The sequence below is a fragment of the Paenibacillus cookii genome (assembly GCF_018333375.1).
GTDB classification, from domain to species: domain Bacteria; phylum Bacillota; class Bacilli; order Paenibacillales; family Paenibacillaceae; genus Paenibacillus_AQ; species Paenibacillus_AQ cookii.
The window spans coordinates 1-25,940 of record NZ_BORW01000019.1 but is presented as its reverse complement, the minus strand read 5'-3'; the positions used below and the strand labels follow the sequence as shown (position 1 = coordinate 25,940).

At 52.2% G+C, this 25,940-nt stretch carries 21 protein-coding genes; 4 read left to right on the top strand and 17 right to left on the bottom strand.

The window, feature by feature from the left end:
- Nucleotides 1–12 precede the first annotated feature (12 nt).
- From KI367_RS16620 to KI367_RS16585, 8 genes are all read right to left on the bottom strand, one after another.
- Complete coding sequence (locus KI367_RS16620) at nt 13–900, bottom strand: carbohydrate ABC transporter permease (RefSeq protein ID WP_212951020.1); 888 nt, start codon at nt 898–900, stop codon at nt 13–15.
- A 15-nt stretch (nt 901–915) separates the two neighbouring features.
- Nucleotides 916–1,806 carry an ABC transporter permease gene (locus tag KI367_RS16615; protein WP_212951018.1) on the bottom strand — a complete coding sequence of 297 codons (891 nt, stop codon included), beginning with the start codon at nt 1,804–1,806 and terminating at the stop codon, nt 916–918.
- Nucleotides 1,807–1,917: 111 nt separating this feature from the next.
- Complete coding sequence (locus KI367_RS16610; protein WP_036713756.1) at nt 1,918–3,645, bottom strand: extracellular solute-binding protein; 1,728 nt, start codon at nt 3,643–3,645, stop codon at nt 1,918–1,920.
- A 162-nt stretch (nt 3,646–3,807) separates the two neighbouring features.
- Nucleotides 3,808–5,148: a response regulator transcription factor gene (locus tag KI367_RS16605; protein ID WP_212951016.1), complete on the bottom strand. Its 1,341-nt coding sequence runs from the start codon at nt 5,146–5,148 to the stop codon at nt 3,808–3,810.
- Nucleotides 5,133–6,893 (bottom strand): sensor histidine kinase, encoded by a 1,761-nt coding sequence (locus tag KI367_RS16600; RefSeq protein ID WP_212951014.1) that lies wholly within the window; start codon nt 6,891–6,893, stop codon nt 5,133–5,135. Before KI367_RS16600 ends, KI367_RS16605 begins: the two co-directional genes overlap by 16 nt.
- 135 nt (nt 6,894–7,028) lie before the next feature.
- Nucleotides 7,029–7,535: a DinB family protein gene (locus KI367_RS16595; RefSeq protein WP_212951012.1), complete on the bottom strand. Its 507-nt coding sequence runs from the start codon at nt 7,533–7,535 to the stop codon at nt 7,029–7,031.
- A gap of 73 nt (nt 7,536–7,608) precedes the next feature.
- Nucleotides 7,609–8,562 carry an acetamidase/formamidase family protein gene (locus KI367_RS16590; RefSeq protein ID WP_212951011.1) on the bottom strand — a complete coding sequence of 318 codons (954 nt, stop codon included), beginning with the start codon at nt 8,560–8,562 and terminating at the stop codon, nt 7,609–7,611.
- Nucleotides 8,563–8,607: 45 nt separating this feature from the next.
- Nucleotides 8,608–9,657, bottom strand: a complete 1,050-nt coding sequence (locus tag KI367_RS16585) for a P-loop NTPase family protein (protein ID WP_212951009.1) — start codon at nt 9,655–9,657, stop codon at nt 8,608–8,610.
- A gap of 512 nt (nt 9,658–10,169) precedes the next feature.
- On the opposite strand from KI367_RS16585, the gene KI367_RS16580 reads away from it, so the two are divergent.
- A complete protein-coding gene (locus KI367_RS16580) occupies nt 10,170–10,880 on the top strand; it encodes a G1 family glutamic endopeptidase (protein WP_052147269.1) in 711 nt (236 codons plus the stop codon).
- Nucleotides 10,881–10,982: 102 nt separating this feature from the next.
- Here the strand turns inward: KI367_RS16580 and KI367_RS16575 are convergent, their stop codons facing one another.
- Nucleotides 10,983–11,876, bottom strand: coding sequence for a helix-turn-helix transcriptional regulator (locus tag KI367_RS16575; protein WP_212951007.1), 894 nt, complete (start codon nt 11,874–11,876; stop codon nt 10,983–10,985).
- Nucleotides 11,877–12,000: 124 nt separating this feature from the next.
- Between KI367_RS16575 and KI367_RS16570 the strand changes: the two genes are divergently transcribed.
- Nucleotides 12,001–13,050, top strand: a complete 1,050-nt coding sequence (locus KI367_RS16570) for a Gfo/Idh/MocA family protein (protein WP_212951006.1) — start codon at nt 12,001–12,003, stop codon at nt 13,048–13,050.
- A gap of 59 nt (nt 13,051–13,109) precedes the next feature.
- Here the strand turns inward: KI367_RS16570 and KI367_RS16565 are convergent, their stop codons facing one another.
- The 5 genes from KI367_RS16565 to KI367_RS16545 form a co-directional block, all read right to left on the bottom strand.
- The gene (locus KI367_RS16565) at nt 13,110–14,696 is read right to left on the bottom strand and encodes a response regulator transcription factor (RefSeq protein ID WP_212951004.1); all 1,587 of its coding nucleotides are present in this window, start codon (nt 14,694–14,696) and stop codon (nt 13,110–13,112) included.
- Nucleotides 14,697–14,719: 23 nt separating this feature from the next.
- Nucleotides 14,720–16,471, bottom strand: a complete 1,752-nt coding sequence (locus KI367_RS16560; RefSeq protein WP_212951002.1) for a cache domain-containing sensor histidine kinase — start codon at nt 16,469–16,471, stop codon at nt 14,720–14,722.
- Between the two features lie 148 nt (nt 16,472–16,619).
- Nucleotides 16,620–18,131, bottom strand: a complete 1,512-nt coding sequence (locus KI367_RS16555; RefSeq protein ID WP_212951001.1) for an ABC transporter substrate-binding protein — start codon at nt 18,129–18,131, stop codon at nt 16,620–16,622.
- Between the two features lie 94 nt (nt 18,132–18,225).
- Complete coding sequence (locus KI367_RS16550) at nt 18,226–19,116, bottom strand: carbohydrate ABC transporter permease (RefSeq protein WP_052147268.1); 891 nt, start codon at nt 19,114–19,116, stop codon at nt 18,226–18,228.
- A gap of 27 nt (nt 19,117–19,143) precedes the next feature.
- Nucleotides 19,144–20,070 (bottom strand): ABC transporter permease, encoded by a 927-nt coding sequence (locus tag KI367_RS16545; RefSeq protein WP_212950999.1) that lies wholly within the window; start codon nt 20,068–20,070, stop codon nt 19,144–19,146.
- 229 nt (nt 20,071–20,299) lie between these two features.
- Here KI367_RS16545 and KI367_RS16540 point away from each other — a divergent pair, with 229 nt between their 5' ends.
- Entirely contained in the window at nt 20,300–21,121 is an 822-nt protein-coding gene (locus KI367_RS16540) for an alkaline phosphatase family protein (RefSeq protein ID WP_036713707.1), read from the top strand.
- Nucleotides 21,122–21,140: 19 nt separating this feature from the next.
- Nucleotides 21,141–22,094, top strand: a complete 954-nt coding sequence (locus KI367_RS16535) for a metallophosphoesterase family protein (RefSeq protein ID WP_212950997.1) — start codon at nt 21,141–21,143, stop codon at nt 22,092–22,094.
- 165 nt (nt 22,095–22,259) lie between these two features.
- Here the strand turns inward: KI367_RS16535 and nhaC are convergent, their stop codons facing one another.
- The 3 genes from nhaC to KI367_RS16520 are packed head-to-tail and all read right to left on the bottom strand — an operon-like array spanning nt 22,260 to nt 25,648.
- Nucleotides 22,260–23,753 (bottom strand): Na+/H+ antiporter NhaC, encoded by a 1,494-nt coding sequence (gene nhaC, locus KI367_RS16530; protein WP_212950996.1) that lies wholly within the window; start codon nt 23,751–23,753, stop codon nt 22,260–22,262.
- Nucleotides 23,754–23,786: 33 nt separating this feature from the next.
- Nucleotides 23,787–24,962, bottom strand: a complete 1,176-nt coding sequence (locus KI367_RS16525; RefSeq protein ID WP_212950994.1) for a MalY/PatB family protein — start codon at nt 24,960–24,962, stop codon at nt 23,787–23,789.
- 11 nt (nt 24,963–24,973) lie between these two features.
- Nucleotides 24,974–25,648 (bottom strand): helix-turn-helix transcriptional regulator, encoded by a 675-nt coding sequence (locus KI367_RS16520; RefSeq protein ID WP_036713705.1) that lies wholly within the window; start codon nt 25,646–25,648, stop codon nt 24,974–24,976.
- Between the last annotated feature and the right edge of the window lie 292 nt (nt 25,649–25,940).

Sequence of the window (25,940 nt, the reverse complement as noted above, 5' to 3'; positions counted from 1 at the left end):
AGCCATATTCGCTTATTCTTTGACGCTTCCGACGGTCATGCCTTTAACAAAATATTTCTGCAAAAACGGATATACGACCATGATCGGCAGCGCCCCCATGAAAATTTGCGCCGTCTGCAGCGTTTTTTCGCTCAGGTTCTCCATCGCTTTGATCTGCTCGATCGATACCGAAGTCATCTGGGAATTGATCGACATGATGAGCGTGGACAAATAGGTTTGCAGCGGATATTTCTCCGGCGAGTTCAAGTACAAAATGCCGTCAAACCAAGAATTCCAATGCCCCACGATCGTGAACAACCCGATGGTCGCGATGGACGGCAAGGACACCGGCAAATAAATCCGCCACAAAATTCTCCAGTGCCCCGCGCCGTCGATCGTCGCGGCTTCGTCCAGCTCGCGCGGAATGGTGCGGAAGAAGTTCAGCATCAGCACCATGTTCCACACGTTAAGCGCTCCCGGCAAAATCAAGGCCCAGATGGAGTCGATCAATCCCGTATTTTTGACGATGATATACGTCGGGATCAGCCCGCCGCCAAAAAACATCGTGATCGCGAAAAACCACACGTATACCGTCCGGAATTTGAACTGGTCCACCGATTTCGACAGCGGGTACGCCGTCACGAAGCATAAAAACATGTTGACGGCCGTCCCCAGCACCACCCGCTCGACGGATACGCCCAGCGAACGGAAAAACTCGACTTTTTCCCCGAGGTAACGGTAAGCATCGAAGTTGAAGCCGACCGGCCAAAGCTTGACTTCGCCCGCCATGGCCGCCGTATTGGAGCTGAGGGACACCGAGAGGAGGTGAATAAACGGAATAATGCCGAGAAGCGTGATCGCCGTTAGCAGCACCGTATTGAATATGACGAAAATCCTTCTGCTGATCGTAGGTTTATGCATCTCTCTGCCTCCCGTTTAAAAGATCCGATAATTGTTGTATTTGTAAGCCGCGTAATAGGTCACGGACACCAAAACCAGGGAAATGACGGATTTGAACAATCCGACGGCGGCGGCCGGTCCGAACTGCTGGCTGAACATCCCCAGCCTGTAAACGAACGTATCGATGATATCCGCCCCTTCGTAAACGGTCGGGTTATACATGATCAGGATTTGTTCGAAGCCGGCATTCAAAATGCCGCCAAGGCTGAGCACTCCGAGCAAAATGAGGATCGGCGCCATGCCCGGAAGCGTAATGTGGATCATTTGCTTCCATCGTCCCGCACCGTCCACTTCAGCGGCTTCGTAAAGGGTCGCGTTGATGCCGGTAATCGCGGCCAGCATAACGATCATGTTATACCCCATCCCTTTCCAGACGTCGGACCCGATCACGATGCCGCGGAACCACTCGTTATCCAGCATGAACATGATCGGCTTGAGTCCCATCGCCGCCAGCAGCCCGTTGACCGGGCCGCTCAGCGAAAACAGCTCGATGATGACGCCGCCAAGCACGGTCCAGGACAGGAAAAACGGCAGGAACACGGCCGATTGGATGAACCGGGAAAACCAGCGCTTGGTGACTTCATTGAGCAGCAGCGCCAGAATCAGAGGGACGAGCAGAAACAACACCATTTTAATGACGGCGATCAATACCGTATTCCACAGCACCTGCTTGAAATCCGGCATATTAAAAACGTATTTGAAGTTGTCGAACCCGACGAACTTCGAATGGAAAAAGCCGGAAAGCGGCTCGAATTGCTGGAATGCCATCACCAGCCCGGCCATGGGCCCGTAAGCATAAATGAGCGTGACGATCACGCCGGGCAGCAGCATGATATGAAGCAAATATTCCTTTTTTAGCGTTCTCACAGATGGACCTCCCCGTTCAAATCGTAAACGGGAGGAATCGCCGGCATCCATCAGGCTCCTCCTCCCGTTTCATCACATCATTCTGGATTGTCGCAGCATCCGCGCAAGCGATTATTTCGCAGCCTGTTTGCTGTACCAGTCGTTCACCTCTTGGGTGATTTGGTCTCCGCCAAGGGACTTCCAGCTTTGAACGAACTTGTCGAATTCGTCCAGGGAACCGCCCATAATGATTTTCGTGAAAGATTCCTGCATCAGCTTGTCGAGCTGGGCGCCTTTTTCGACTTGCGTTTCCGTCGGCAGGCCGAAGAATTCGTTGTTCACGAAAGCTCCGCTTTCCTTGATCTGCCGGGTCATGCCCCAGCCTCCGTCTTTTGCCGCGCGGCTGAAGTATTGGCCCCAGTTGACGCCTTTGGAGGCATTCGCCGTGTTGCCTGCCAGATAATCCTGGGTTGCCTTAAAGACGTCGGCAACGTTTTTGTAGTTTTCATCGTCCAGCGTAATTTCCGTCTGCTTCGCATCCAGCGCCTTGTTGACTTCCGTATAGATCGTCTCGATTTGGGCCGGGTTGTAAATCCGCGGATTAAACCAGTTGTATACGTATCCGTTTTCCGCTTTGTTTTGCTCCATGTATTTCTTTTTGCCTTTTTCGATGTAGAAGTTGATCATTTTGATGGCGGCTTCCGGATTTTTCATTTTTTTGTTTACGGCATAAACTTTGCCGCTGCGGATTTTAGGCACCAGCGATTTGCCGGGACCGTCGAGACCCGGAATTTGAATCGCGATCCATTCCGCTTTCGGGTCTTTGTCGACGTTCAGGTTCAGCGGATAGTTCGGATACCACCATTCGCCGTACACGATGCCGACTTTGCCTGCCGTGATGTCTTCGACGGCCTTGTTTTCGTCCTTTAGCGCAAATTCTTTGTCCAAAATGCCGTCCTTGTACCAGGATTGAAGCTTGCCCAGCGCGGTTTTCACTTCCGGCTGAATGAGGCCCGGAATCAGCTTGCCGCTGCTGTCCTTGATCCAGGCGGACTGATTGTCGCCGATCGAAGGATAAGCGCCGAAGCCGTTAAAAAATCCTCTAAGGTCGTAAGCCCAGAAAAACAGGTTCTTTTGCAGGGATACGCCGTACGTGTCGTTTTGGCCGTTTTGGTCCGGATCGTTTTTCACGAAGGCTTGGGCTACCTTATCCAGTTCGTCCATCGTTTTCGGCGGCTCCAGCTTCAAGTTTTCAAGCCAGTCTTTGCGGAGCCAGAGCAGCTGCGTCGACAGGAACGGGTCTTCGAAAGCCGGGATCGCGAGCAGCTTGCCGTCCTCGGTGAACGTCTTCATGGCAAAACCGCCGTCGGATTCCATGTATTTCTTCAGCTCCGGAGAAGCGTAATCGTTATAAGCTTCGGTCAAATCGGCCAGCATGCCCTGCTTTTTCAGCTTCTCGAAGTTTTTCTGGTCAAGCTCCATGATGTCCGGCAGGTCGGCCGAAGCCATTGCCAGCGAGAACTTTTGCTCGAATTGGCTGGACGGAACGGTCCACTTGTATTTGACTTCGATGTTCAGCATGTCTTTCAAATCTTTGAGGTAAGCGTTTTGGTCCGGCGTGATGCCTTTCGGCGTCCGCGGGTCTTCCGGAGGGTTGTAGCCGAGCACTTCCGTCACCGTGACGGTTTCGGGATATTTCCCGAGCGGCTCCGGCGGCGCGTCCGTGCTCTTTTTTTCTTCCTTGGAGGACGGGTCTGCAGCCGGGCCTGCCGTATCTTTGCCTTGGCTGGAGCATGCCGTAAATAACGAAAGCGACATCGTGACGAGCAAAATCATTTTCCATGGATTGATTTTTTTCATGTTCAATGCGTTTCCCCCTTTGTTTATGCTGCGATTTGCAAGTGCTTTATGTGTTTAATTATAAATTTCAGAAGAAAACGCTATCAATTTTGAGTTTTTTACTTCCCTTTCACTTTATTTACCTTTTTAAAAACGATCGCTGCGAAACCGATGATCGGGCTCTCATTTGGCATTGCGGTATTCTTGGGGAGAGATGCCCGTCTTTTTTTTGAAAAAGGTCGTAAAGTAGGATTGCGAATCGAACCCGACGCGGGCAGCGATTTCGTTCAGCTTCAGGTTCGTGTGCATCATCAGGTGCACGGCTGCTTCAAGCTTTTTCGATTGGATGTAGTCCAGCAGATTTTGCCCCGTCATTTGTTTGTAGTAGCGCGACAAATACGATGGGTTGAAATGCACTTTCTCCGCGATTGCCGTCAGGGATACGTCCCCGGACAAGTTGGCTTGTATGTAGTTTTGGATCTGGCCGATCACCCAAGATTTCATGTCCTCCTGCTTCAGGAGCCCCGGATCGTCCATGGCTTCCGGTTCGCTGCCGGCATGTTCGATATCGATGACGATCAGGTTTTGGCAGAGGGCAGTCCTGGAACGCAATACGCCCAGCAGCGTGTTGTATTGGCCGGAAACCGTCTCCCAGCATCCGCTTAAATTGCCCGATATGCCAAAGGATACGGATACGCCAATCAGGCTTTCGCATTCGTTCTGCACGAGCTCGAGAATCCCTTTCATATATGACGTAAATCCCCGCCACCGCTGCGGCTCCGAATCCGGCTGGGAAAAACGAGCAAGCAGTTCTTCGTGCGGCTGAAGCAGCCAAACGAGGACGCCTTCATCCAACACGGAATGTTCGCATGCAATCGAATCGGGCAAATAGTTGCTGAAGCCGTTTTGCACCGCCCCGAGCTTGTCCTTCGTATTCGGATCGTCGATTGAATCCAAGCTGCCGACGACAAAAAATGCAGGCTCGCTTACGCGAATTCGGAAGTCCAGTTCTTCATACCGGGGGTCGGACAGCAATGCGGCCGCGGATTCCCCCTTCAAAAGCCTGCCGACCAGCTCGTTTTTAAGCACGGGAGCGGCGATTTGAAAATGCATTTTCGCCTTTTCTTCCCGGATTCTGCGGCGGTTTTCCTCGTCGAGTTTTTGGCAGGCCGCTTTTACCGCCCCAAAGATCGGTTCGATGCCTTCCGTTTTTAAGATGTAATTGTCCGCTCTCTTGCGCAGGGCTTCCTGGACGTAATCGAATTCGCTGTAACCGGTCAAAAAAATGATCCGGCAGTGCGGCCAATAGTAGGCGATGTCGTCGACAAGCTGCAGCCCGCTTTTTTGGGGCATGCGGATATCGCTGACGAGAATGTCGAGTTTCATTTTTTTGGCGATGTTTAACGCTTCCGCCGCCGAGTAGGCTTTGCAAACATCCAGTTCGAATTCGGTATTTTCCTGGAAAAGCTGAATCAATCCGTTGACGATGACCGGCTCGTCGTCGACGATTAACAATCGGTACATGCTGCTGCCTCCTTCATGTTTTCAAGTGCGATAACCAGATCTATTTTTAAGCCGCCATGCCGGCTTCTCGACACCGATAACCCGCTATCCGGCCCGTATTTAAGCTGGAGACGGTTGTTGACGTTGATGAGTCCCGTGTTTTCCACCGTTTTCGAATCCATGGCGAGTTTGCCGCGCAGCTCCTCAATCATCCCGTCGGTCGCCAAATTTCCGTTGTCTTCGACCGTGACGCGCAGCATCCCTTCCCGGTACGCCGTGCCGATCAACACCTTCCCTTCCATCATGCCGTCCTCAAAAGCGTGCTCGAACACGTTTTCGACGATCGGTTGGATGATCAGCCGCGGCACCGTGATCGATGGCGGAATTTCCGTCTCCTCCTCGTATTCGAAGGATACCCGGTTGGCGAAACGGATGCATTGAATGTCGCAATAATCCAGCGCATGGCGGTATTCCTTATAAAACGGAACCTCGTCGGACCCGCTTCTCGTAATGTACTGATAATAGCTTCCAAGCCGCTGGGAAAGCTCCGCCGCGCTGTCGGAATCCCCTACCTTGCACATCATGTAAATATTGAAAAAGCTGTTGTACAAAAAATGCGGATTGATCTGGGACTGGAGCTGTTTCAGCTGGGAATGCTGCAGCGCGATTTTCTGCTCGTAGTTTTCCTCGATCGAATTTTTGAGCCGCCGCGCCATATTGTTGAAGCTGTTGAACACGTAATGGAACTCGTCTTTGGTTTTCGATTCAATCGTAATATTGAGGTTGTCGGTTTCGATCATATGGAACGCTTTAACCAGCTTCGATAACGGCCGATGGATCATCACGTTGACGGAAAAGGAATACAGGATCATCACGATGATCGCGATAATGAACAGCGTATAGAACCAGGTAATAAATTGGCTTAACGGGCGCGTAAGCTCATTTTGGTTCACGTACATGATCATGGATAAATGCAGGGAGCCGACGGCGCTTCGGGTGATAAAATAATTGACTCCGTTCATTTTTTTGAACTGCGGCGGTTCTTGATCCACGGATTCGTCCGCCGTCAGTTTCAAAATCTCCTCCGATTCGTCCGCATTTTCCGCCGTCGTCAGCATCGTTCCGGATTCTTGGCTTCCGAGCAGCACTTCCGATTCGGGATACAGTTTCGCGATTTCGTTCAAGGACTGCAGCAGCATGGGCCTCGAGATTTCGATATACGTCACGATGCTGCCGTTGTTTGCGCTTTCAATCAGGAAAATCCGGTTCCCGCTGCGGTAAAAGGACGGCTTGGGCGTCACTTCGCTCAGCGACGTCATAAGCTTCATTTCCTCATTGGGCGTGCCCGTAACCCCCGAGTTCATCAAGATGGTCTTTCGGATGGATTCCACGTACACACCGCTGTTCACCACGTATTCGCTGGACGCCATGAGCGTGGACAGCCGGTCCCTGACCTGTTCGATCAGCTGCACTTCCTCGTAATCCCCCAGCAGGCTTCCCCGGAAGCTCAGCTTCTGCAGGTCTTTGTCGTTGATCAGCTGCAGCTGCAGATTGCGGATAAAATACATCTCTTTGTCGAGCTGTTTGGAATAAAAGGACGCCCCGGCCTGCGAGGAATTCAGAATGGCGTTTTTCGTGACCGACATGCCTTTGTAGTTGAGCCATATATTCATGGAAATGAGAGGAAGCAAAAATAAGATGAACACGATGACGATTTTTTGATAGACATACCATTTGGACGCTTTGCCCGCCGCCTGCAGCTTCATATGTACCTCCCGCTATTGCTTGGATGATCGAATCTTTTCATCTTTAGTATAAGGCTTCGCAAAAAAAGAACCATCCTTTTGGATGATTGATTCTTTTCGAATCCGCGCGGTTTTCGGTACTGGCCATGGACGGATTTACTGTTTTGCATACAAGTAATAGATGTAGTCGGTCATGACGGACAAATTCCCCGTTTGCCGCAGCATCGTGGAGATATTGCCTTTGTGGTATGTCCCGTGCGTCACGATTTGCATGACGATTTCGGCCAAGCTCGTTTCGCGGCTGCCTGCATACGGATTGTTCAGCATGACGCGTTTTTCCAGGTCTTCCTGCGCACGAAGGAAACGGGAGCACGCTTCGGACAGCCGTTTGAATTTCGTTTCCAGTTCCGGCAGCGATCCGTTTTCAAGTTCCTCCCTGATGGACCAGGAAGAATTCAGGGCATCCGCCAATTCCGCCCCTTGCAGCGTTTGGAACCAAACGTTGTCGACGATATAAATATGGGCCAGCGTTTTGGCGATGGACGGAAAACTGCTGGCGATCTCTTGCCGGTACAGCTCCTCCGGAATCTCCTTCAGGCGGTCCATGATCCGGGAAACCTCCCACACGTGGTAATCGTACATTTCAATGGCTGGATGCGTCATTATCGATCTCCTCCTTTATCTTGGGTTCATTTTAGCACCCGAAACATGACGGCATGCATACTGTCATAGTTATTCAAGGAGCTGCCGTTTTTTTCGTGATGCGACCATGCGGCAAACAAGCATGTACACCTTTCACGCCGTTAACGATTTGGGTGATTCGAAGATCGATCGCGGCACTGCCGACCGCCATTGCCTCCACGCGATTCAAGCCGTATAATTGGCCCATCAAACCGAGCATGCCGTCCAAGGCTTGAACCGTCGCTTCGTTTAGATCCTCATGAAAACCAAACGTGAGCCAGCCGGACGGCGTGTTCGCCCGCGGATATGTCAGATGCATATCTTGCAAAAGATCTACGGTTACTTCGACCTCTTCCATCGGACATTCGATCGCTTGGCAGCTGACCTCGCCGTCCCCTTGCGCCGCATGCCCGTCGCCAATGACCAGATAAGCTCCGTCAACCGGAATCGGCAAAAAGATCGTACTGCCGCTGACGAGCTCTTTGCAATCGATGTTCCCGCCGCAAAAGCGGGGCGGCCAAGTCGAATGGATCCCCGTCTCTTCCGGCGGCATGCCGACGATGCCCATGAAGGGACGAAGCGGGACCGAATACGTCGCCCCGTCGATTTGGCAGCTTCCTTCCATTTTTTCCGGATCCAATGCCCAGTCCAGCGTTAGTTCCCGTTCATCCGTCAGATGCAGTTTTTGGTTTTGCCAGTTCGGATATTGTCCCGCCGACGTAAAACCGTACCTTCCGGGGACGATCCGGTTAAAGCGGATGGCGAGGGTCATTCCCCGTTTGGCGTGTTCCAGGAAAAAGGGACCGATCAAGGCATGCCCTCGATCCAGCTTATCCCGTCTGGCATAAGGCTTTTTCCGTTCGGCATAAGACTCCCCGACTCCCCAAGCCGCATCCGGGACGGCAAATCGGATCGTATCTCCGGAAGATACGGTCAGGAGCGGAGGAACCTCTTTCGTTAAACTCCCGATCAGCGCTTTTGAGTTCAAATCCATCTGATGCACAACCATAGGATCGCCTCCAAGGAAGATGATTTTTGGGAAACGCTAAGGCTATTACACGTCTAAACGGCCTGCAAAACGGATCTTTTCAACCGGGACATGATCTGCCCTGCCGTCCAAAATGGTCCTTACATCTTGAAGCGTATCCCGAAGGGGAATCCACTCCGCTTTTTTCTTGGTAAACGGCTCGGCGATAAAAAACGGCTGGGATAAATAAGCTTCCAAGCGCTCGCCCCGCTTGAACAAAGTCCTTTCGGAACCGGGAAGCTTTTCTTCGCCGCGAAACAGGACCAACGGCCTTAATTCGCGGTAACGGCGCATGAGTTTCCGGGCCTCCTGCTGGATGGATAAATGAAGCGGCTCAAGCTGCGCTCCCTCCAGCATCACGGACGTGGATACGACGGGATCTATGGCCGGAAAAAGCCCTCTTGTCGTCAGTTCCGCGTCAAAACGCAAAAACGTATCCAGCGGTCCAAACGGCAGCTCTTCGTCCGCCGCATCGCCGCTCACGTCGACGAGAATGGTCGTAACGGGACGTATGCCGGCCGATTTCAGTTTCTCTTCGAGATCGAATATCTCGCCCGACAATACCATGGCGCGATCCGCTCCCAATACGACTTCTTTGCTGTTGGCGCATTGGAGAATCCGCTCATACACTTCGGCGGACGTGCTGCCCACGGCTTCGGCCTCTTGAAGCAGCTCGTCGATCCCTTTTGCATATGCTTCAGGCTTCCAAAATACGGTAGCGTAATCCGATGTGTTGAACCTGTAAAAAAGCTCCGCCAACAAGGCCAGCTGCCCGACATTCTGGCGCGCCACCAGACCGATGCTGCCGCCTTGGACCAATGGAGCCAGTAAATCGATCACTTTGATTCCTGTCTCCAGCATGCCCAAAGGTCTTCCCCGAAGGATGAGTTCGTCCATGGTGCATCCTGCAAGCTCCGCTAGTGCCGCAAGCGTCCGGACCTCGGCCCTTCCGACCGGGATTTTGCCTGTGCAAAGGTTGGACACGGTTGCCGGTCTGAGTCCCGCAGATCGTGCCGCCACCGTTAGGTTCGGAATTTTGGCGCGCAGCAGGGACACGTTTAAATGAATGTCTTCCATATTCCACCACCACCTTACTTTATAGAGTAATTTATTTCCTCCATAAAGTAAATACATTTCTTTACAGTTATCCTCTACATATGAATGCAAACAAAAAAACTGCTCGATGAGCAGTTTTCGGAAGGAGGATGAATCGAAATCAGCGATTCTTGAATACAAACCGCAAAAATCCAACGATCGATAAAATGACAATGGCGATAAATAGCAAGAAAATGATGATGCTTGGCCAATTTATGGACATGTCTCCGCGGATCCTCCAATCTGTGCATGAAAATCGCTATAAATATATAAACACCCGATTTCAGTAGAAGTTACACCCGGAAGAGATCGCTTTCATGGCTTCATGCCATTCGTCCAATGTCTTGGGAACGGGCCCCGGCATTCAATAGCGTTTCATCCAACATGCCATCCAGGTTTGCAAGAAAACAAGCTTTTAATAACCTTCATTCCCCCACGCAATTCTTCTATCAGCACAATATGATAGATTATCCGACATAGAGGTGGTGGAATGATTGAACAAGTTTCATAGAGTGTGCAAAATCGCAAGGTCTGGCAAGCCCCGGTTAAACAGCTTGGGATGGGTTTCCGCCAATTGGAGCGGTTACGCCGTATCGGGACGAACCAATGCCTTTCATCGCATATCCGCAAAATGGACGGTCCCCGTTGTGCGTCCCAGCTCCCAATCTACTTATTCATCCGCTTGGATCGGGATCGATGGTTTTGGCAATACGGACCTGATTCAAGTCGGAACCGGACATGATTATGTGAACGGAAGAGCCCAGTATTACGCATGGTGGGAAATTCTTCCCGACGTCATGACGCCGATACCTAACCCCGTCCAGCCCGGTGACCGGATGCATGCCGTCATCTCGAAAGTCAGAGGTTCGACTTGGCTTATTTATTTGCGCAATTCATCCCAAAATTGGACGTTCCGAACGACGAAACGTTATACCGGACCGCAATCCTCGGCGGAATGGATCGTCGAGGCGCCGCAGGTTGGGTCAAGCATATCCCGGATGGCCCGGATTTCGACGGTCAGATTTTCATGCTGCCGCTTGAACGGCCGCAGCCCGAAGCTGACGTCGGACGAACTCGGCGTGATGCTTCAAGGAGAGAATGTTACATCGATTCCGACGGCCCCGAACCGCGAGGGGGACGCCTTCCAAGTCAGAAACGCCGTAGGACGCTCATCGGGAAGCTCCACTTTGCAGAAAAGCTCATAGCTGGAATTCTATGATGTACGGTTTAAGGACCATGCCATAAACCGGCCTGCCCATGAGGCATGGCCGGTTTTTCCGTTTTTTTGCCCCTACTCCTTCCAGCCGCTATCCCCTTCCCTTTCTCGTTTGGGAGGGAGTGACCCCCATATACTTTTTATAGAGCTTCGTAAAATAATTCGGGTTCTCGCAGCCGACCTTCGCCGCGATTTCGGTCACCGAATCCTGGGTGGAATCAAGCAATCTCTTGGCCTCCTTGACCCTGCAAATGTTGACGTATTCGATAAACGTGCGGCCGGTCAGCCGCTTGAACAGCTTGCAAAAATAATAGGGGTTCAGATTGACTTGCCCGGCGGCTTGCTCGACGGTAAGTTTTTGGGAAAAACTCGCCTCGACGGTGCGGATCAGTTCCTTGAACCGTTCGCGGTTGGGAAAATAGTCCGTCTCCGGTTTCCATTCGTCCGTCTTCGGCATATACGTCCTGGCTAGCAGCGTAAACAGCAGATGCAGCCGGGATTTGACGACCAAAGGATACGCCGGCGGTTTGGCTGCAAGCTCCCCGATAATGTCATGCAGCAGAGGCATGCAGCCGGCAGCCGATTCGTCCCGGTCCGACAGTTTGACGGGAAATTGATTCCTCCCCTCCAAATACGGCGCGACAAATTGGGCATGCAGCGGATCGTGGAGCCAATCGTTAAACAAGGAGGCGTTGACGACGACGCAATCGTAATGGACGTCCCCTTCCGCAAGCGAGTAGCCGACGTGCAGGCTTCCGCCGGGAATCAGCAGAACGTCCCCTGCCTGAACGACATAAGGACGGCTGTCGATATGGAAGACTGCGCTTCCTTTTTGCATCGCCAAAAATTCGAAGTGTTCATGCCAATGCAAATATAAAATGGATTCTCCCGGCTGTACGGACGGGCAGCGGTTTTGGAACAGCTGGAACGGATAAGCCGGATTCTCAAGCAGGGTATCCTCCCAAAGTTCCTTCGGATAGGTCATGATTTGATCACCACCACAAAATCGGACTATTATTGCGCAAGAACGTATAGAGCCAACGGCAAAACCGCCCGTTATAATGAAGGATGTTACGATTACTATAGGCCAATTTAGGAGTGATCACAAGATGACAATCAAGCATCGGGTCGTCGTGGCCGGCTGCGGGAGCATGGCGAATACCTGGGTCGATTATGCCCTAAGCAGGGAAGATACGGAAATTGTCGGTTTGGTGGATATCCGTCCGGAATCGGCAGAGGCCATGGCCGAGCGCAAAGGCTTGCGATGTCCCGCGTTTACGGATGTAAAAGAGGCCATTACGTCAACCGGAGCCAATCTGGTTTTCGACGTCACCGTCCCGTCAAGCCACCATTCGGTCGGGATCGCGGCTCTTGAGCTGGGCTGCCACGTGTTTGCGGAAAAACCCTTGGCTGAGTCGATGCAGGAGTGCTTGGACATCGTTCATACGGCGAAACGCACGGGGCGGACGCATGCCGTCATGCAAAACCGCCGCTACGATCCGCGCATCCGCGCATTCCGGAATCTCATTGCGGAGGGGACGATCGGCCGGCCGGGATTTATCGGGGCCGACTTTTTCCTCGGCCCGCATTTCGGCGGATTCCGGGAAGCGATGGCCAGTCCGCTGCTGGTGGATATGGCCATTCATACCTTCGACCAGGCCAGATTCATTTCGGGAGCGGACCCGCTGACCGTATATTGCCATGAATTTAATCCCCCCGGCTCGTGGTACGCGGGGAACGCCATGGCCATCTGCATTTTCGAAATGTCGGACGGGTCCGTATTCGATTACCGCGGCTCCTGGTGCGCCGAGGGAGCTCCGACTTCCTGGGAAGCGGCATGGCGCGTCACCGGGGAACGGGGAACTGCGATGTGGGACGGGCAAGGCGAACCCTTCGCCGAAGTGGTGGCTGACAAGGATCAGACGGGCAAATTCGTGCGGGACTACGAGCGGATTTCCGGCAAAACCGTGGAGATGAAACATACGTTCCATCACGGCTGCCTGGACGAAATGTTCTCTGCCTTGGACGAAAACCGCAAACCCGAAACGGACTGCAGCGATAATCTCTACAGCATGGCGATGGTGCTCGCGGCGCTGGAAAGCGCAAAAACCGGAAACAAGGTGCGCATCGCGGAATGGATGAATGCGGTCCATCGTTAGAAAAAGCAAAAAAGGAGCCTTGGCCTTCAGCCAAGGTCCTTTTGTCTGTTTTGCCGGCATCACACCGACAGCTGTCTGAACTGCTGCGGCGAAGCGTCATGCACTTTGCGGAACATTTTTGAAAAATGCGAAAAGTTGTGGTAACCCAACGCTTTGGCCACGTCCGAAATCGGCATGGAGGAGTTTGCGATCAAATCTTTGGCCAGCGCCATCCGCTCATGCAAAATGTAATCCGTAATCGATTCGCCGACTTCGCGTTTGAACAGCCGGGATAAATACGCAGGATTCAAATGCACGTAGCTCGCCAGCTGCTCCCGGGTGATCGGCTCGTTCAAACGCTCTTTAATGTAATACTGGACCCTTTGAATGACGGAGTTGTTCTGATGAAGTTCATGATATATGATGCCTGCCATATGAAGGGCCGACGCCTCCAGCTGCTCGAGGTTTCTTGGCTGGGCGTTCAGCAGGATCCCTTCCTGCTGCTGGAACAGCTCGTAGGCGGACAACCCGTTTTTATGTAGGATATAATGCACCATCTGCATAAATTCATGGCGGAATCCTTCAAGCTTCGCCAAGGAAAGCCCTTCCATCCCCTTCAACTCCGCGATGCGGCTGCGGATTTCCTTTTGAAGCTCCTCCAGCTTCCCCTGCTCCAAAAGAATCGTCCAGGTCGAGATCCGCGGGATCATCGTTTGGATCGGATCGGGACCTTGCGATGCAAGGGAATACACTTGATTGGACTTGTTCAAATTGTTGTATTCAAGCTCCAGCAGCTGCTTGTAAGTGTCCGCGACCTCGTACAAACCGGAGCTTCTTCCAATGTAGCAGGAAAGATTGCACCCGAAATATTTATGGCAGTTCTGCACGTATTTTTCGCAGCGGGAACGAAGATCCGCCCATCCATACTCCCCTGCCTCGCCTACGATGACGACCACGTTCACGCCCTGCTTCGTTTGAATGACCTCGCCGCCTCCGGCAGGCAGCAGCATTTCGGCAGCCCCTTTGCGTACCGCGTATTCCATGATTTCCTCGTCTCTGGTGCTGAACTCGCGCAGCCAGGATTCCACGCTGACGAGAACCGGGAGAAACACGGCATCCTTCAAATCCGACAGCTCATGTTCTTCCAGAATGCCGGCCGCGTTGTCGGGGGTGCACACGATTCTGCCCGAGAACAGGTCATTCCAAAACTTGTCCACGATCAGCGACTTTTTCTTCCGCCACATGTCATAATAGGGCTTATACTGTTTTCGCAATTGATGCAATTCCCGCTCCTCTTCGATCGAAGCCAGCGCCTTGGATATCGTCTCCTGCAGCACGTCGAATTCGACCGGCTTCAGCAGGTAATCGAACCCGTCCAGCTGGATCGCCCGCTTCATGAAATCGAAAGCCGAATGGGCGGTCAGAAAAATCGTCTCCGTTTCGGGCGAGATTTCGTTCACGCGTTCCAGCAGCTCGATCCCCGTTCCTTTCGGCATCTCAATGTCGCAGATCATGATATCGATCGGGGTCTGTTCGAATACTCGCAAGGCATCCCTCATGTTGTACGCTTCATAGACCTCGGACACCCGCAGTTCCTGCCAATTCACCCCGCTCTTGATTCCCATGACCGCATAGATTTCATCATCGACGATCAATGCCTTATACACCCTTTGCTCCCCCATTTCATTCATCAATATGAAGTAAACTGTTCTACGGTCCGGAAAGGAAGTATGATTCTGATTCGGGCCCCGCCGTCCGGGGCGTTATCGAATTCCAAGGATGCTTTTTGCCCGAAAATATGCTTCAGCCGGTACTGCACGTTCGATATGCCCAAATGCTGCCCGTCCCGATTGGCCTTCAAGCCTCCCGATTGAAGCTGGGACAGCACGTCCGCAGAGAAGCCGTTTCCGTTGTCTTGGATGACGATCTCCAATTGGTCCGAACCGATGAAACGGACTTCGATGCCGATATGGAACGGATGATCCATGAAATCAAACCCGTATTTGATCGCATTTTCGATGAACGGCTGGATGAGCAGCGGCGGGATGGCCGCCTTCTGCGCCTGCTCGGCGATGTGAAACGCGTATGTGATGCGCTCCGGGAAACGGACCTGCTGAATTTTGATGTAGCTTTCCATATGCTCCATTTCTTCGGCGATCGTCACGGCAACCTGATGGGTTTTGGTCGTAAAACGGAAATATTTGACCAGATTCATGCACATAAGCTGTATGACGCCGTAATTTTTGATTTCGGCCAAATTGTATACGATGTTGATCGAGTTCAATAAAAAATGAGGGTTGATTTGAAGCTGCAAATGTTTAAGCTCGGCTTTATGGGCTTTGATCTGTTCTTCATATACGCTGATTTTGAGGTCATGGATTTCGGCTGCCATGCCGTTGAACGTTTCGTTGATGATGGCAAACTCCTTCGCCTTCGACGAATGCAGGCGCGTTTCCCAGTCCCCGTGTTTGATCCGCCGCATTCCGCGCACGAGATTGTTCAACGGCTTTAATAGGATATCGTTGAGGTAGACCAAATAAATGATCAGGGTGATCAGTGCCGCAATGGAGATGAGGACGATGACCCTGCGAAAATGATATAAGTTTTTCAGCATCTGGGATTCAGGCACAAACGCGCTCAAGATAACGTCCGTTCCCTGGATGGGATTCATGACGACGACATATTTCCGGTCATCCTTCCGGACGACCTGATAGACCTCGTTTGCCTCAGAAGCGAGCGATATATCGAGCCTATGCCGCCCGATGGCCGCCGCATTGGTGATCAATTCTCCTTGGCGATTGACGAAGCCGGCGAATCCGTCCTCCAAATGGATCAGGTCCAGCGGGATCATCAAATTTTCGAGCTGCACGAAAGCGCCGAGATAAAACCCGTCCCCCGCATCGACCAAACGGATCAGCGCAAATCGGTCCGGACCGTATTCGACCGCCTTCCATTCCCTGAAATATTCGCTTTCGGGACGGACGCTTTTGACCAGCTTTTCGATCGTCGTTTGGATCGATTCCAATTCTTCATAAGACGAGGTTTTGATCGGCGTATGAAACAGATCCTGTTTGTTCACCGAATAAATGAATTGCAGATCGACGCTTTTATCGAACCGGTGATACCTCGTAAGCGTATTCAAAATCCTTGCTTTGGCCAAGTAATATTCGTCCGTATGTTCACGCAGCTGCGAAAACGCAACGATATTGGGGTCTTCCAGGGCGATGTTGTACAAAAAATTCGTTTCTTTGTTCAGTGCCGCTTCGATCTGGTGGGAATAAAGAATCATCGAGTTTTTATTCGAATCGGCCACCTGTTCCCGGATCGTGTTGGAAGCATAATAGTTGTTGTACAGAAGCAGCGCCACAAGCGGAACCGCCACCGTAACGAAACCGATAATCAGCTTGAAGCGTAGCGAATGTTTAATGTTCAGCAGTTTCATGCACTTCCCCGGCTCTTTCAAAAAATGGTAGGATCAGTCCCTACCTTTTGAGTATAGTGACATACGGAAAAAAAGGGAATCCCTGACGAAGGACTCCAATCCATAGTCCCGCCTTCGGAAATTCCCGATGTTGCGTCATCCGTTTCTGTTACTTGCTTTGGGTTTTGGCCCATTCGGCAAGCTGTTTTTCCACTTCCGCCTTCACTTTTGCGAAACCTGCCGCATCGCGTTTTTTCTTCCACTTGGCGATGATCTCTTCCGGATCGGCTGCGCCCGATCTCAAGGTCGACCCGAATTCTTGCTCCACGTTGCTGATCGAGGCCAGCTCCGACTTCACGGGTTCCTGGTTGAACGCAAACCCGAGGGCGATGGAATGCTCCGATCTTTCGTTGAATTTCTTGAATTCTTCCCATTTGTTCGGATCCTCGTTGGCCCAAAGGTACGAATTGAACTGGTTGCCGAACATCCAGCCGCCCGGATTCGGATATCCTTGGTTGTCCGCGTTGACGCCTTCCGGATAATCGATCATGTTTTCGGATTTTTTGACGTAATGTTTGCCTTCGATCCCCCAATCCAGCATGTTGAGCAGCTTCGGATCGGTGTACAGCAGATTCAGGAACATCATCGCCCGTGCAGGGTCTTTGGAAGTCCGAGAGATGCCGAGCATCGCGCCTTGCGCGTCGCCGGTCGTCGTGAACGGCTCCGCCGTTTCCACCTGCACCAGTTCGACGCCCGCGCTTATGCTCATTTCCTTGTCTTTGCCCGGTTTCAACGATTGGGCCACCGCAAACGCCTTGCCTGCTTTAATCATGTTGACGCCTTGGTCCGCGTCGGAGGTCAAAATGTCCTTGTCGAACCAGCCGTTCTGATTCCACTGGTGCATCCGTTTGTAGAAGTCGATGAACTTCGGATCTTCGAGCGTATCCACCACTTTCAGTTCCTTGCTTCCCCGCGGAATGGCAAGATTGGCGACGACCCCGTCATAGTTGGCCGCCTCCCAAATATTCGTGAATTTGCTGGATACGATCGGCGTCACGCCGGGTTCGTTCTCTTTGATCGTTTTGAATATCGCTTCCAGGTCTTCCAGGGATTTTACGCCGCTGATATCGAACTTGTATTTGTCCACCAGCTTTTTGTCGAACAGGAAACCGAACCCTTGGCCGAACTCCTTTTTGGTCGGAAGCGCAAACAGCTTGCCGTCGATTCTCGATCCTTTGATAAAATCTTCGCCAAGAACGCCGGGAATATCTTTGCCGTATTGGGACATGAGCTCGTCGAGCTCCAAGTATTGCCCTTTGGCGGCATCCTTCGCGTAAGAGAACCAGCTGGCCGTAAACATCAGGTCGAACGGTTCGTTCGAAATTTTCATCAGGTTGGTTTTGTCGTCCCAGGACGCCCATTCGATCGGCTTGAGCTCGATCGTGGCATTGATTTTTTCGGTCAAATATTTGCTCATTTCATCCTGCACCAGCTGCAAATCTTTAGGCGCCGTGGCCGGATAGACGAGCGTAATTTTGTAAGGCTTCAGCCCCGCGTCCGAACCGCTTCCCCCTGCCGATGCGGAATCCGCCGGCTTGCCGGGATCCCCTTTGCCGCAGCCTGCCAAAGCCAGCATACTGCTCAGCATGATCATCAGAACCAAATGATAGGCTTTTTTCATGTTCACTGACGTTCCCCTCTCGATAATGGCTTTTGGAATTCATGGAGATGCATCGAAGACGTTTGTCCCACCCCCTCCTGCGTAATAAGGTATATCAACCTTTGACTGCGCCGCTGGTAATCCCGCTGATGTAGTACTTTTGGAAAAACGGGTAAGCGAACAATAAAGGGGCGATCCCGACGACGGCAAGCGCCATGCGGACGGTTTCCTGCGGCATTTTGGCAAGCAGCTCCCCGACCTGGGCCGTGCTGTTGGATTTCATCAAAAGATACTGGATATTCGTCAGCGTTTTGGTCATCAAATACTGGATATTGTACAGCTCCGGCTTGTCGATAAACAGCATGCAGTTATACCAATCGTTCCAGTAGGACAGCGTATTAAACAGCCCGATCGTCGCCATGATGGGCAGCGAGAGCGGAACGACGATTTTGAAAAAGATTTTGAGCTCGCCCGCCCCGTCGATCGTTGCCGATTCGATGACCGACTCCGGAATGCTCGAAGCGAAAAAGCTTCGCATCAGCAGCACGTTAAACGCGCTCAACAGCAGGTTCGGGATGATCATCGCGAAAATCGTGTTTTTCATGTCGAACATGTTGACATAAGTAATGTACCAGGGCACCATGCCCCCGCCGAACAACATCGTAAAAAAGATATAGAAGGAAAGCGTGCGCCGAAACGGCAGATCCGGCCTCGACAGCGGATACGCAAACAGCGCGGTGATCAGCAGGCTGACGACCGTCCCGATGAGCGTGCTCACAATCGTGACCCCGTAAGCTTTGGCGATTTCCGAAAAATCGTTGAACAAAAACCGGTAGGCCGCAAAGCTGATCGTGCTCGGAAACAAGGAATAGCCGTTTTTCAAAATGGAATCCTCGCTCGAAATGGACACCATGAACACCAATACAAAAGGAACCAAGGATGCGATGGTGAATCCCCAAAAAAACAGGTGGATCAAAGCAGGTCCGATGCGTTTCGTTAAGTTCATTCCCTCACTGTGTCTCCTCTCCCGGTTTTAGAATAAGGCATCCCGTTTGTTGATGCGTCTGACCGCCGCGTTCGCAACCAGGATGAGCACGAAGCAGACGACGGATTGGTAGAATCCCGCGGCCGTGGACATGCCGATATCGCCGGATTGGACCATGGCGCGGTACACGAAGGTATCGATCGTATTCGTCGTCGGAATAAGCGCTCCCGTGTTCATCGGCACCTGGTAGAACAAGCCGAAGTCCGACCGTAAAATGCCGCTGACCGCCAGCAGCGTCATCGTGGTGATGACGGGCAAAATGAGCGGGATGGTGATGCGGGTCATCTGCTTCCACTTGCTTGCGCCGTCGATCGTGGCCGCTTCGTAATATTCCTTGTCGATGCCGATGATGGAGGCGAAGTAGATGATCGACAAATAGCCGACGTTTTTCCATGCATTGACGATGACCAGGATGTACGGCCAGTATTTCGGTTCCCCGTACCAGGAGACGGCTTCCGCCCCGAACCATTTGATCAGCAGCCGGTTGACGAGACCGCTGTCCACGTTCAGGAAGCTGTATACCAGGTAGGCCACGACGACCATCGAAATGATATGGGGCAGCAAAAACGTGCTTTGGTAAAATCGGCTGATCACCTTATCCTTGATCTCGTTGATCAGCAGCGCGACAAAAACCGACAAAACCAGATTCAGCACGATAAAAACGAAGTTGTACAGAAAGGTGTTCCGCGTGATGACGTACGCGTTTTCCGAATTGAACAGGAATTTGAAATTATCGAGTCCCGCCCACTCGCTTCCCCAGATGCCGTCGACGTAATTGTAGTTTTTGAACGCAAGGATCACGCCGTACATCGGGATATAGTTGTTGATGAACAAATATACGACCCCGGGCAGCGTCATCAACAGCAGCCACTTATACTTTTTTAAGCTTCTTCGCAGATATGACGTATTCCTCATGTTCCAGCCCCTTCGCAGCATGTCATGTAAACCTTTTCATACACATTTTATCTTGCGGCTCGTCCGGTTCACCACCATCTTCGTGACTTTCTGATGCCACGATCATGACTTCTTCCGAACCTGCGCGGCGAGTTGGCCGGAAGTTATTGACAGCCTTCGCCGTACTCTATATGCTAAGGGTCATAATAACGCTTTCATTGCATTTCATCCGAGGGAGGTATTTCGATTCATGGGCAGCAACGGAATTCAGCGAGTATTTATTTTGGGGATGGACGGGGCCGGAAACTTCATTCAAAACACCGAAACCCCGATCATTGACGCATTTTTGAAAAAAGGGGCGTACACCTACATGGCGCAGGCGCAATCGCCGACGATCAGCGCGGAATGCTGGGGTTCGATCCTTCACGGAGTAACGCCGGAAAAACATCGATTAAATAATGAAGCGGCCGCGACGACTACGTTCCCTGGCGATTCCCCGTACCCTTCCATCTTCCGTTTGGCGCGGGAAGCGTGGCCCGAAGCGAAGCTGGCCGCCTTCTCCAGCTGGAGGCCGATCAACAGCGGAATTATCGAGGAAGATCTGGGGATACATAAGGAATCGCTGCCGGATGAGGAACTTGTCGGCGCCATCGAATCCTACCTGGAACAAAACCGCGACGTGAAGCTGTTGTTCATGCAGCTCGACGAGCCGGATGCGGCAGGGCATAAATTCGGCTACGGCCCGGACTCCAAGCTGTACCTGCAGGCGATCTCCAAAAACGACGAATTGTTCGGACGCGTGCTTGGCGCCATCGAGAGATTGGGACTGCTGGAGGACAGCCTCATCATCCTCCTGACCGATCACGGCGGAGGCGGAGACAACAAATACAGCCATGGCAGCGACCATCCGATGGATAAAAACGTGTTCTGGGGCTGCGTGGCTCCCGGGATTGAACCCGGCACGGAAGTATCGGGCCTGTATATCGTGGATACGGCTGCCGTGGCTGCGCATGCGCTGGGTCTCGAACGGCCGGAGAGCTGGGATGCCAAACTCCCTTCTTTCCTTCAATGAATAAGGACGAGAATCCGGCATGAGAAAATCACTTCATTTTAATTCGGACGGCAAATTTAAGATCGTTCAGTTTACGGATACGGAATTTTCGCGGGCAAGCGAAGAAGAAACGCGAATGAAAGCGATGATGGCAAAAATCCTGGAGGCCGAAAAACCCGATTTGGCGGTCTATACCGGGGATGTGATCGCAAGCGGCGGAAGTCCGGATCCGGTTCAGGCATTCAAAGACGCCGTGTCCGTGCCCGAAGAGATGCAGTTGCCGTGGGCCGCCGTGTTCGGGAACCATGATTCCGAGGCGCCGAACGTCACGCGCGAACAGCTGCACAACCTTCAGCTCGCCCATCGTTACTGCTACGCCCAGCCCGATCCGCCGAATGTCCAGGGATCCGGAAATTACGTGCTCGAAATTTTGGGGCGAGACCATCAGGCCGCGGCTGCGCTGTATTTTCTCGATTCGGGGAGTTACTCGCCGCTGGAACACCTGCGGTTAGGTTTTTACGATTGGATCCGCAGAAGCCAGATCGCTTGGTATACGGAAACCTCTTACCGGTTGACCGTCAGGAACGGAGGCTCCCCCCTCCCTTCCCTCGGCTTTTTCCATATTCCTCTTCCCGAATACAACGACGTTTGGGATTTTGCGGTATGTTATGGGCAAAAGCTCGACAAATATTGCTGCGCGCCATGGATTAACTCCGGCTTTTTTGCCGCCATGGTGGAAATGGGAGATATCATGGGGACCTTCGTCGGACATGACCACGGAAATGACTTCTGGGGAACGCTGCATGGTATCCGTCTCTGTTACGGACGCACGACCCGAAATGCCTATTTGAATCAGCCTTTCCTGACGGGAGCGCGGGTCATTGAACTGACGGAAGGGCAGCGGAGCTTCGATACCTGGCTTCATCTCGAAGACGGTACGCTCATTGCGGATCAGCCGGAACATCGGCCGGAGGGGCGTCCGCTTCAGGTCTAACCCGCAGCGGCTAGAACCGGCCGAATGTATATGCTCGCAGGTATCCCTCTTTTCTCAATGTCTTGTCTATATACGAAGACAGCCATGGATAAGTGCCGTACGGCCTATCCATGGCTGTTTTATATCCCTTCGCCAACATTTATTTATGAGGATTCGGCTTTCTTGTTATGCTTTTTGCGCTTCGGCCGTATCCTTTTCCTCATACTCTTTCATCATTTCCTTCTGCTGCTCAGGAGAAAGCTTCGCGATCCCGAATCCGGTAAATCCCCAGATCGTTGCGAAAATGATTCCCGTCCAGCACAGCATCGCCCACGGCAAATACGAAAGCGTTGCGACGCCCAGCGTTCCCGCCATGTAAGCCCCGGCCGCCGTCCAAGGCAGGATCGGTTCGATGATCGTGGCGGAGTCTTCGATCGTCCGTCCCAGGTTTTTCGGATGCAAGCCGCGGCGGATGTAAGCTTCCCGCAGCATTTCGCCCGGCATCAGGATGGAAACCTGACCGTTGCTCGTTACCCCGATCATCGTCAACCCGGTGACGATCGTTGCTACGATGAGGGAACCCGTGGAACGAACGAATTTCAAAATTTTATCGACGATAAGTTCAAGCGATTTGGTAAGCGAAATCGTGCCCGCGAACGTGATTGCGCTGAAACAGATGAGCAGCGTTCCCATCATCGAGTTCATGCCGCCGCGATTGAGCAATTTCGGGATGTCCGGAATGACTTTCGCCGCATCGAAACCTTGAGCATGAACCATCGAAATGTCGAATCCGTTAATCACGGAGCTGACGACGTCATGCAGGGAAAATCCTTGGAAAATGAGGGCGTTGGCCATCGCAAAGGCGGAGGACACCAGCATGACCGGAAGCGTCGGTTTTTTGCGGATCGATCCGTACAATACGATCAATACCGGAATGACAAGCCAGAAGTTCCAATGGTAAATCGTGCTCAGCGTATCCATGATCGTGCCGACTTTTTCCGGAATCGAGGCGCCTGCTCCGTCCGTATTGAGACCCGTAATGACATAGGCGATCCCGGCGACGACAAACGATGGCAGCGTCGTATACAAAAGGTGGCCGATGTGCTCGTACAGGTTCACGCCCGTGGACAAAGACGCGATATTCGTCGTATCCGACAGCGGAGACAGCTTGTCCCCGAAGTATGCACCGGCCACGACGGCGCCGGCGACGGCAGCCAGGTTGGCATCGAGTCCTGCGCCGACGCCCATAAACGCTACCCCGATCGTGCCCGCCGACCCCCAGGATGTGCCTGTGCAGATGGAAACGACGGAGGTCACGAGAAATGCGGTAATCAGCAAAAATTGCGGGTTAATGATCTTCAGTCCGTAAAAAATCATCATCGGGATCGTGCCGCCGACCATCCACGCGCCGATCATCAGACCAACGCAGATGAGGATGAGTATCGCCGGCATCGTTTTGGCGATTTTTTGCGAAATGGACTCCAAAATATCGTTGTAGCTGTATCCAAGCTTGATCGCGATGATCCCCGCGACGACCGTTGACGCGATGATCAGCGGCTCGGGCGGCAGCTCGAACATGACGTATCCCAAGCAAAGCAGCAAAACCATGGTGATGATCGGAAGCAAGGCCAGGAATAATGTCGGTTTCTTGATGGTTTTTACTTGTTTCGGCTCAGCCATTTTGTATTCCCCCTGGGTGTGATAAAAATCTGGTTAGTTTTTGCTTAAAGGATAATGTGCCGCCATGCGCTCCAGCGCTTCGCGAAGAAGCGGTCTTGGAGCCGCAACGTTGATGCGCACAAAACCTTCCCCGGCCTGTCCGAAGGATGTTCCGAAGCTGACGCTAACCCTGCTTTGTTCCTCTATCCACTTCACTAAATCGCTTTCATTCCGGCTGCAAGCCGTACAGTCGACCCACAATAAATACGTGCCTTCCGGTTTCATCACTTTCAATTCCGGCATATGCTCGGCCATAAACGACTCCGCAAACGAAATATTGTCGGTAATATATGCGCGAAGCTCCTGCAGCCAGTCATCGCATGCCGTATACGCCGTCTCCAAAGCCGGTACCGCAAAAAACGTCGGATTGTGCATTCCGGCTTGCTGCAATCCATCCTTAAACCGTTCCCGCAGCCCTTCATTCGGAATGACGATGTTGGCGATTTCAAGGCTGGCGAGGTTGAAGGTTTTCCCCGGCGAAGTGCAGATGATCGAACGGTCCGCGATCTCCTCCGATAATTTGGCGATGATCGTATGCTCATGGCCTTCGTGGATAAAATCCGCATGAATATCGTCCGACACGATCAGCGCGTCATATGTGATGCAAAGCTCGGCAAGTCGTTCAAGCTCCTCCCGCGTCCATACCCGGCCCGTCGGATTATGCGGCGACACCAGAAGCACCATTTTTACGCCTTGCTGCATTTGCCGTTCCATATCCTCAAAGTCGATTTCGTACCGGCCGTCGACCAGACGAAGCGGGCTTTCCGCAAGCTTTCTGCCGTTGATCGCAACCGCTTTCGCAATCGGCTGATAAGCCGGCGTATGGATCAAAATCCGGTCGCCCTCATTCGTAAATCTCTGGATCAGGACCGACACCGCCTGGACGATGCGGGGACTGAACACGATCCATTCCTGCGGAACCTGCCAGCCGTAAGCTTTGTCCAGCCAATGCTGCACAGCCTCAAAGTAAGGCGGAAACGGATCCGTATATCCATAAATCCCGTGCCGCGCCGATTCGACTATTTGCTCGACCACCTTCGGCGGCGCCTGCAAATCCATATCCGCTACGGAAAGCGCAATCATATCTTTGCCGTGCGCCTGGGCCATTCCGTCCCATTTGGCGCTGTTCGTGCCGAATCTGCTGATGATTCGGTCAAAATCGTATGTCATGCTGTCACCTTCTATTTCAATTTTTGCAAATACCGGTAAACCGTCGGCTCCGAGATCGATAAAGACGCCGCGACTTGCGAAACGCCGCCTTTAAGAAGAAATACGCCTTGATCGTTCAATTCCTTGACGATTTCGATTTTCTCCTTGGAAGACAGGCGGTCGATCGGAATCGTGATTTTTCCGAGCACGTTCGATATCATATGCTGCAGCAAATCGTCCGCATTGCCCTGCAGATATTCCTTCGATTGCTGCTTGTCCTCCTGGGGAGAATCGATGGCAGCCGGAGGAACCAGCGAACCGCCCTGCAGCACATGCTGCACCCATTCCGCGGCCACCTCCATATGGGTGACGTCGATGTTCAAGCACATCAGGCCAACCAAGGTGCCGCTGTCGTTTTTAATGAAATATGTCGATGACCTGAAGCTTTGCCCCAGCTTGCCGGAAGCTTTGTAATTCGCGATGAATTGCTGCTCGTGGTAGGCTTCGGCTTTAAGCAGCTTCAACACCAGGTCGGTAGAGGCGTCTCCGACTTTCCGCCCGGTAATGTGGCCGTTTTCGATAAAAATGATGGACCGTTCCAAGTCGCTGATATCATGGATGACGACTTCGCATTTCGGGCCGACGATCGCGGCGATAAATGAAGCGATGGGAAAAAACTTCTCAAGGTACTGCCGATTTTCGCTCATGGATCGATTCCGTTCCTTTCTTCTAGCGTTGAAGGATGTGTCTGCATTTAAATTATCGTTATAATAAATTATTATCTTGATAAGATTATATTATATTCATAAAACGGTTTCAATCCCTAAAATGCGAAAAGAAAAAACTCCGCGCGGTTGGCGGAGTTTTTCTGATTTAGGCTTTAGCCAGTTGAGCTCGCGAAGCGTGCGAAACAAAAAACCACCCGCTATGCGGGTGGAGGGAACGAGGGTTTGACCAACAAGACCATCCCGATAAAATTGAGATGTTCAGGCTCAATTG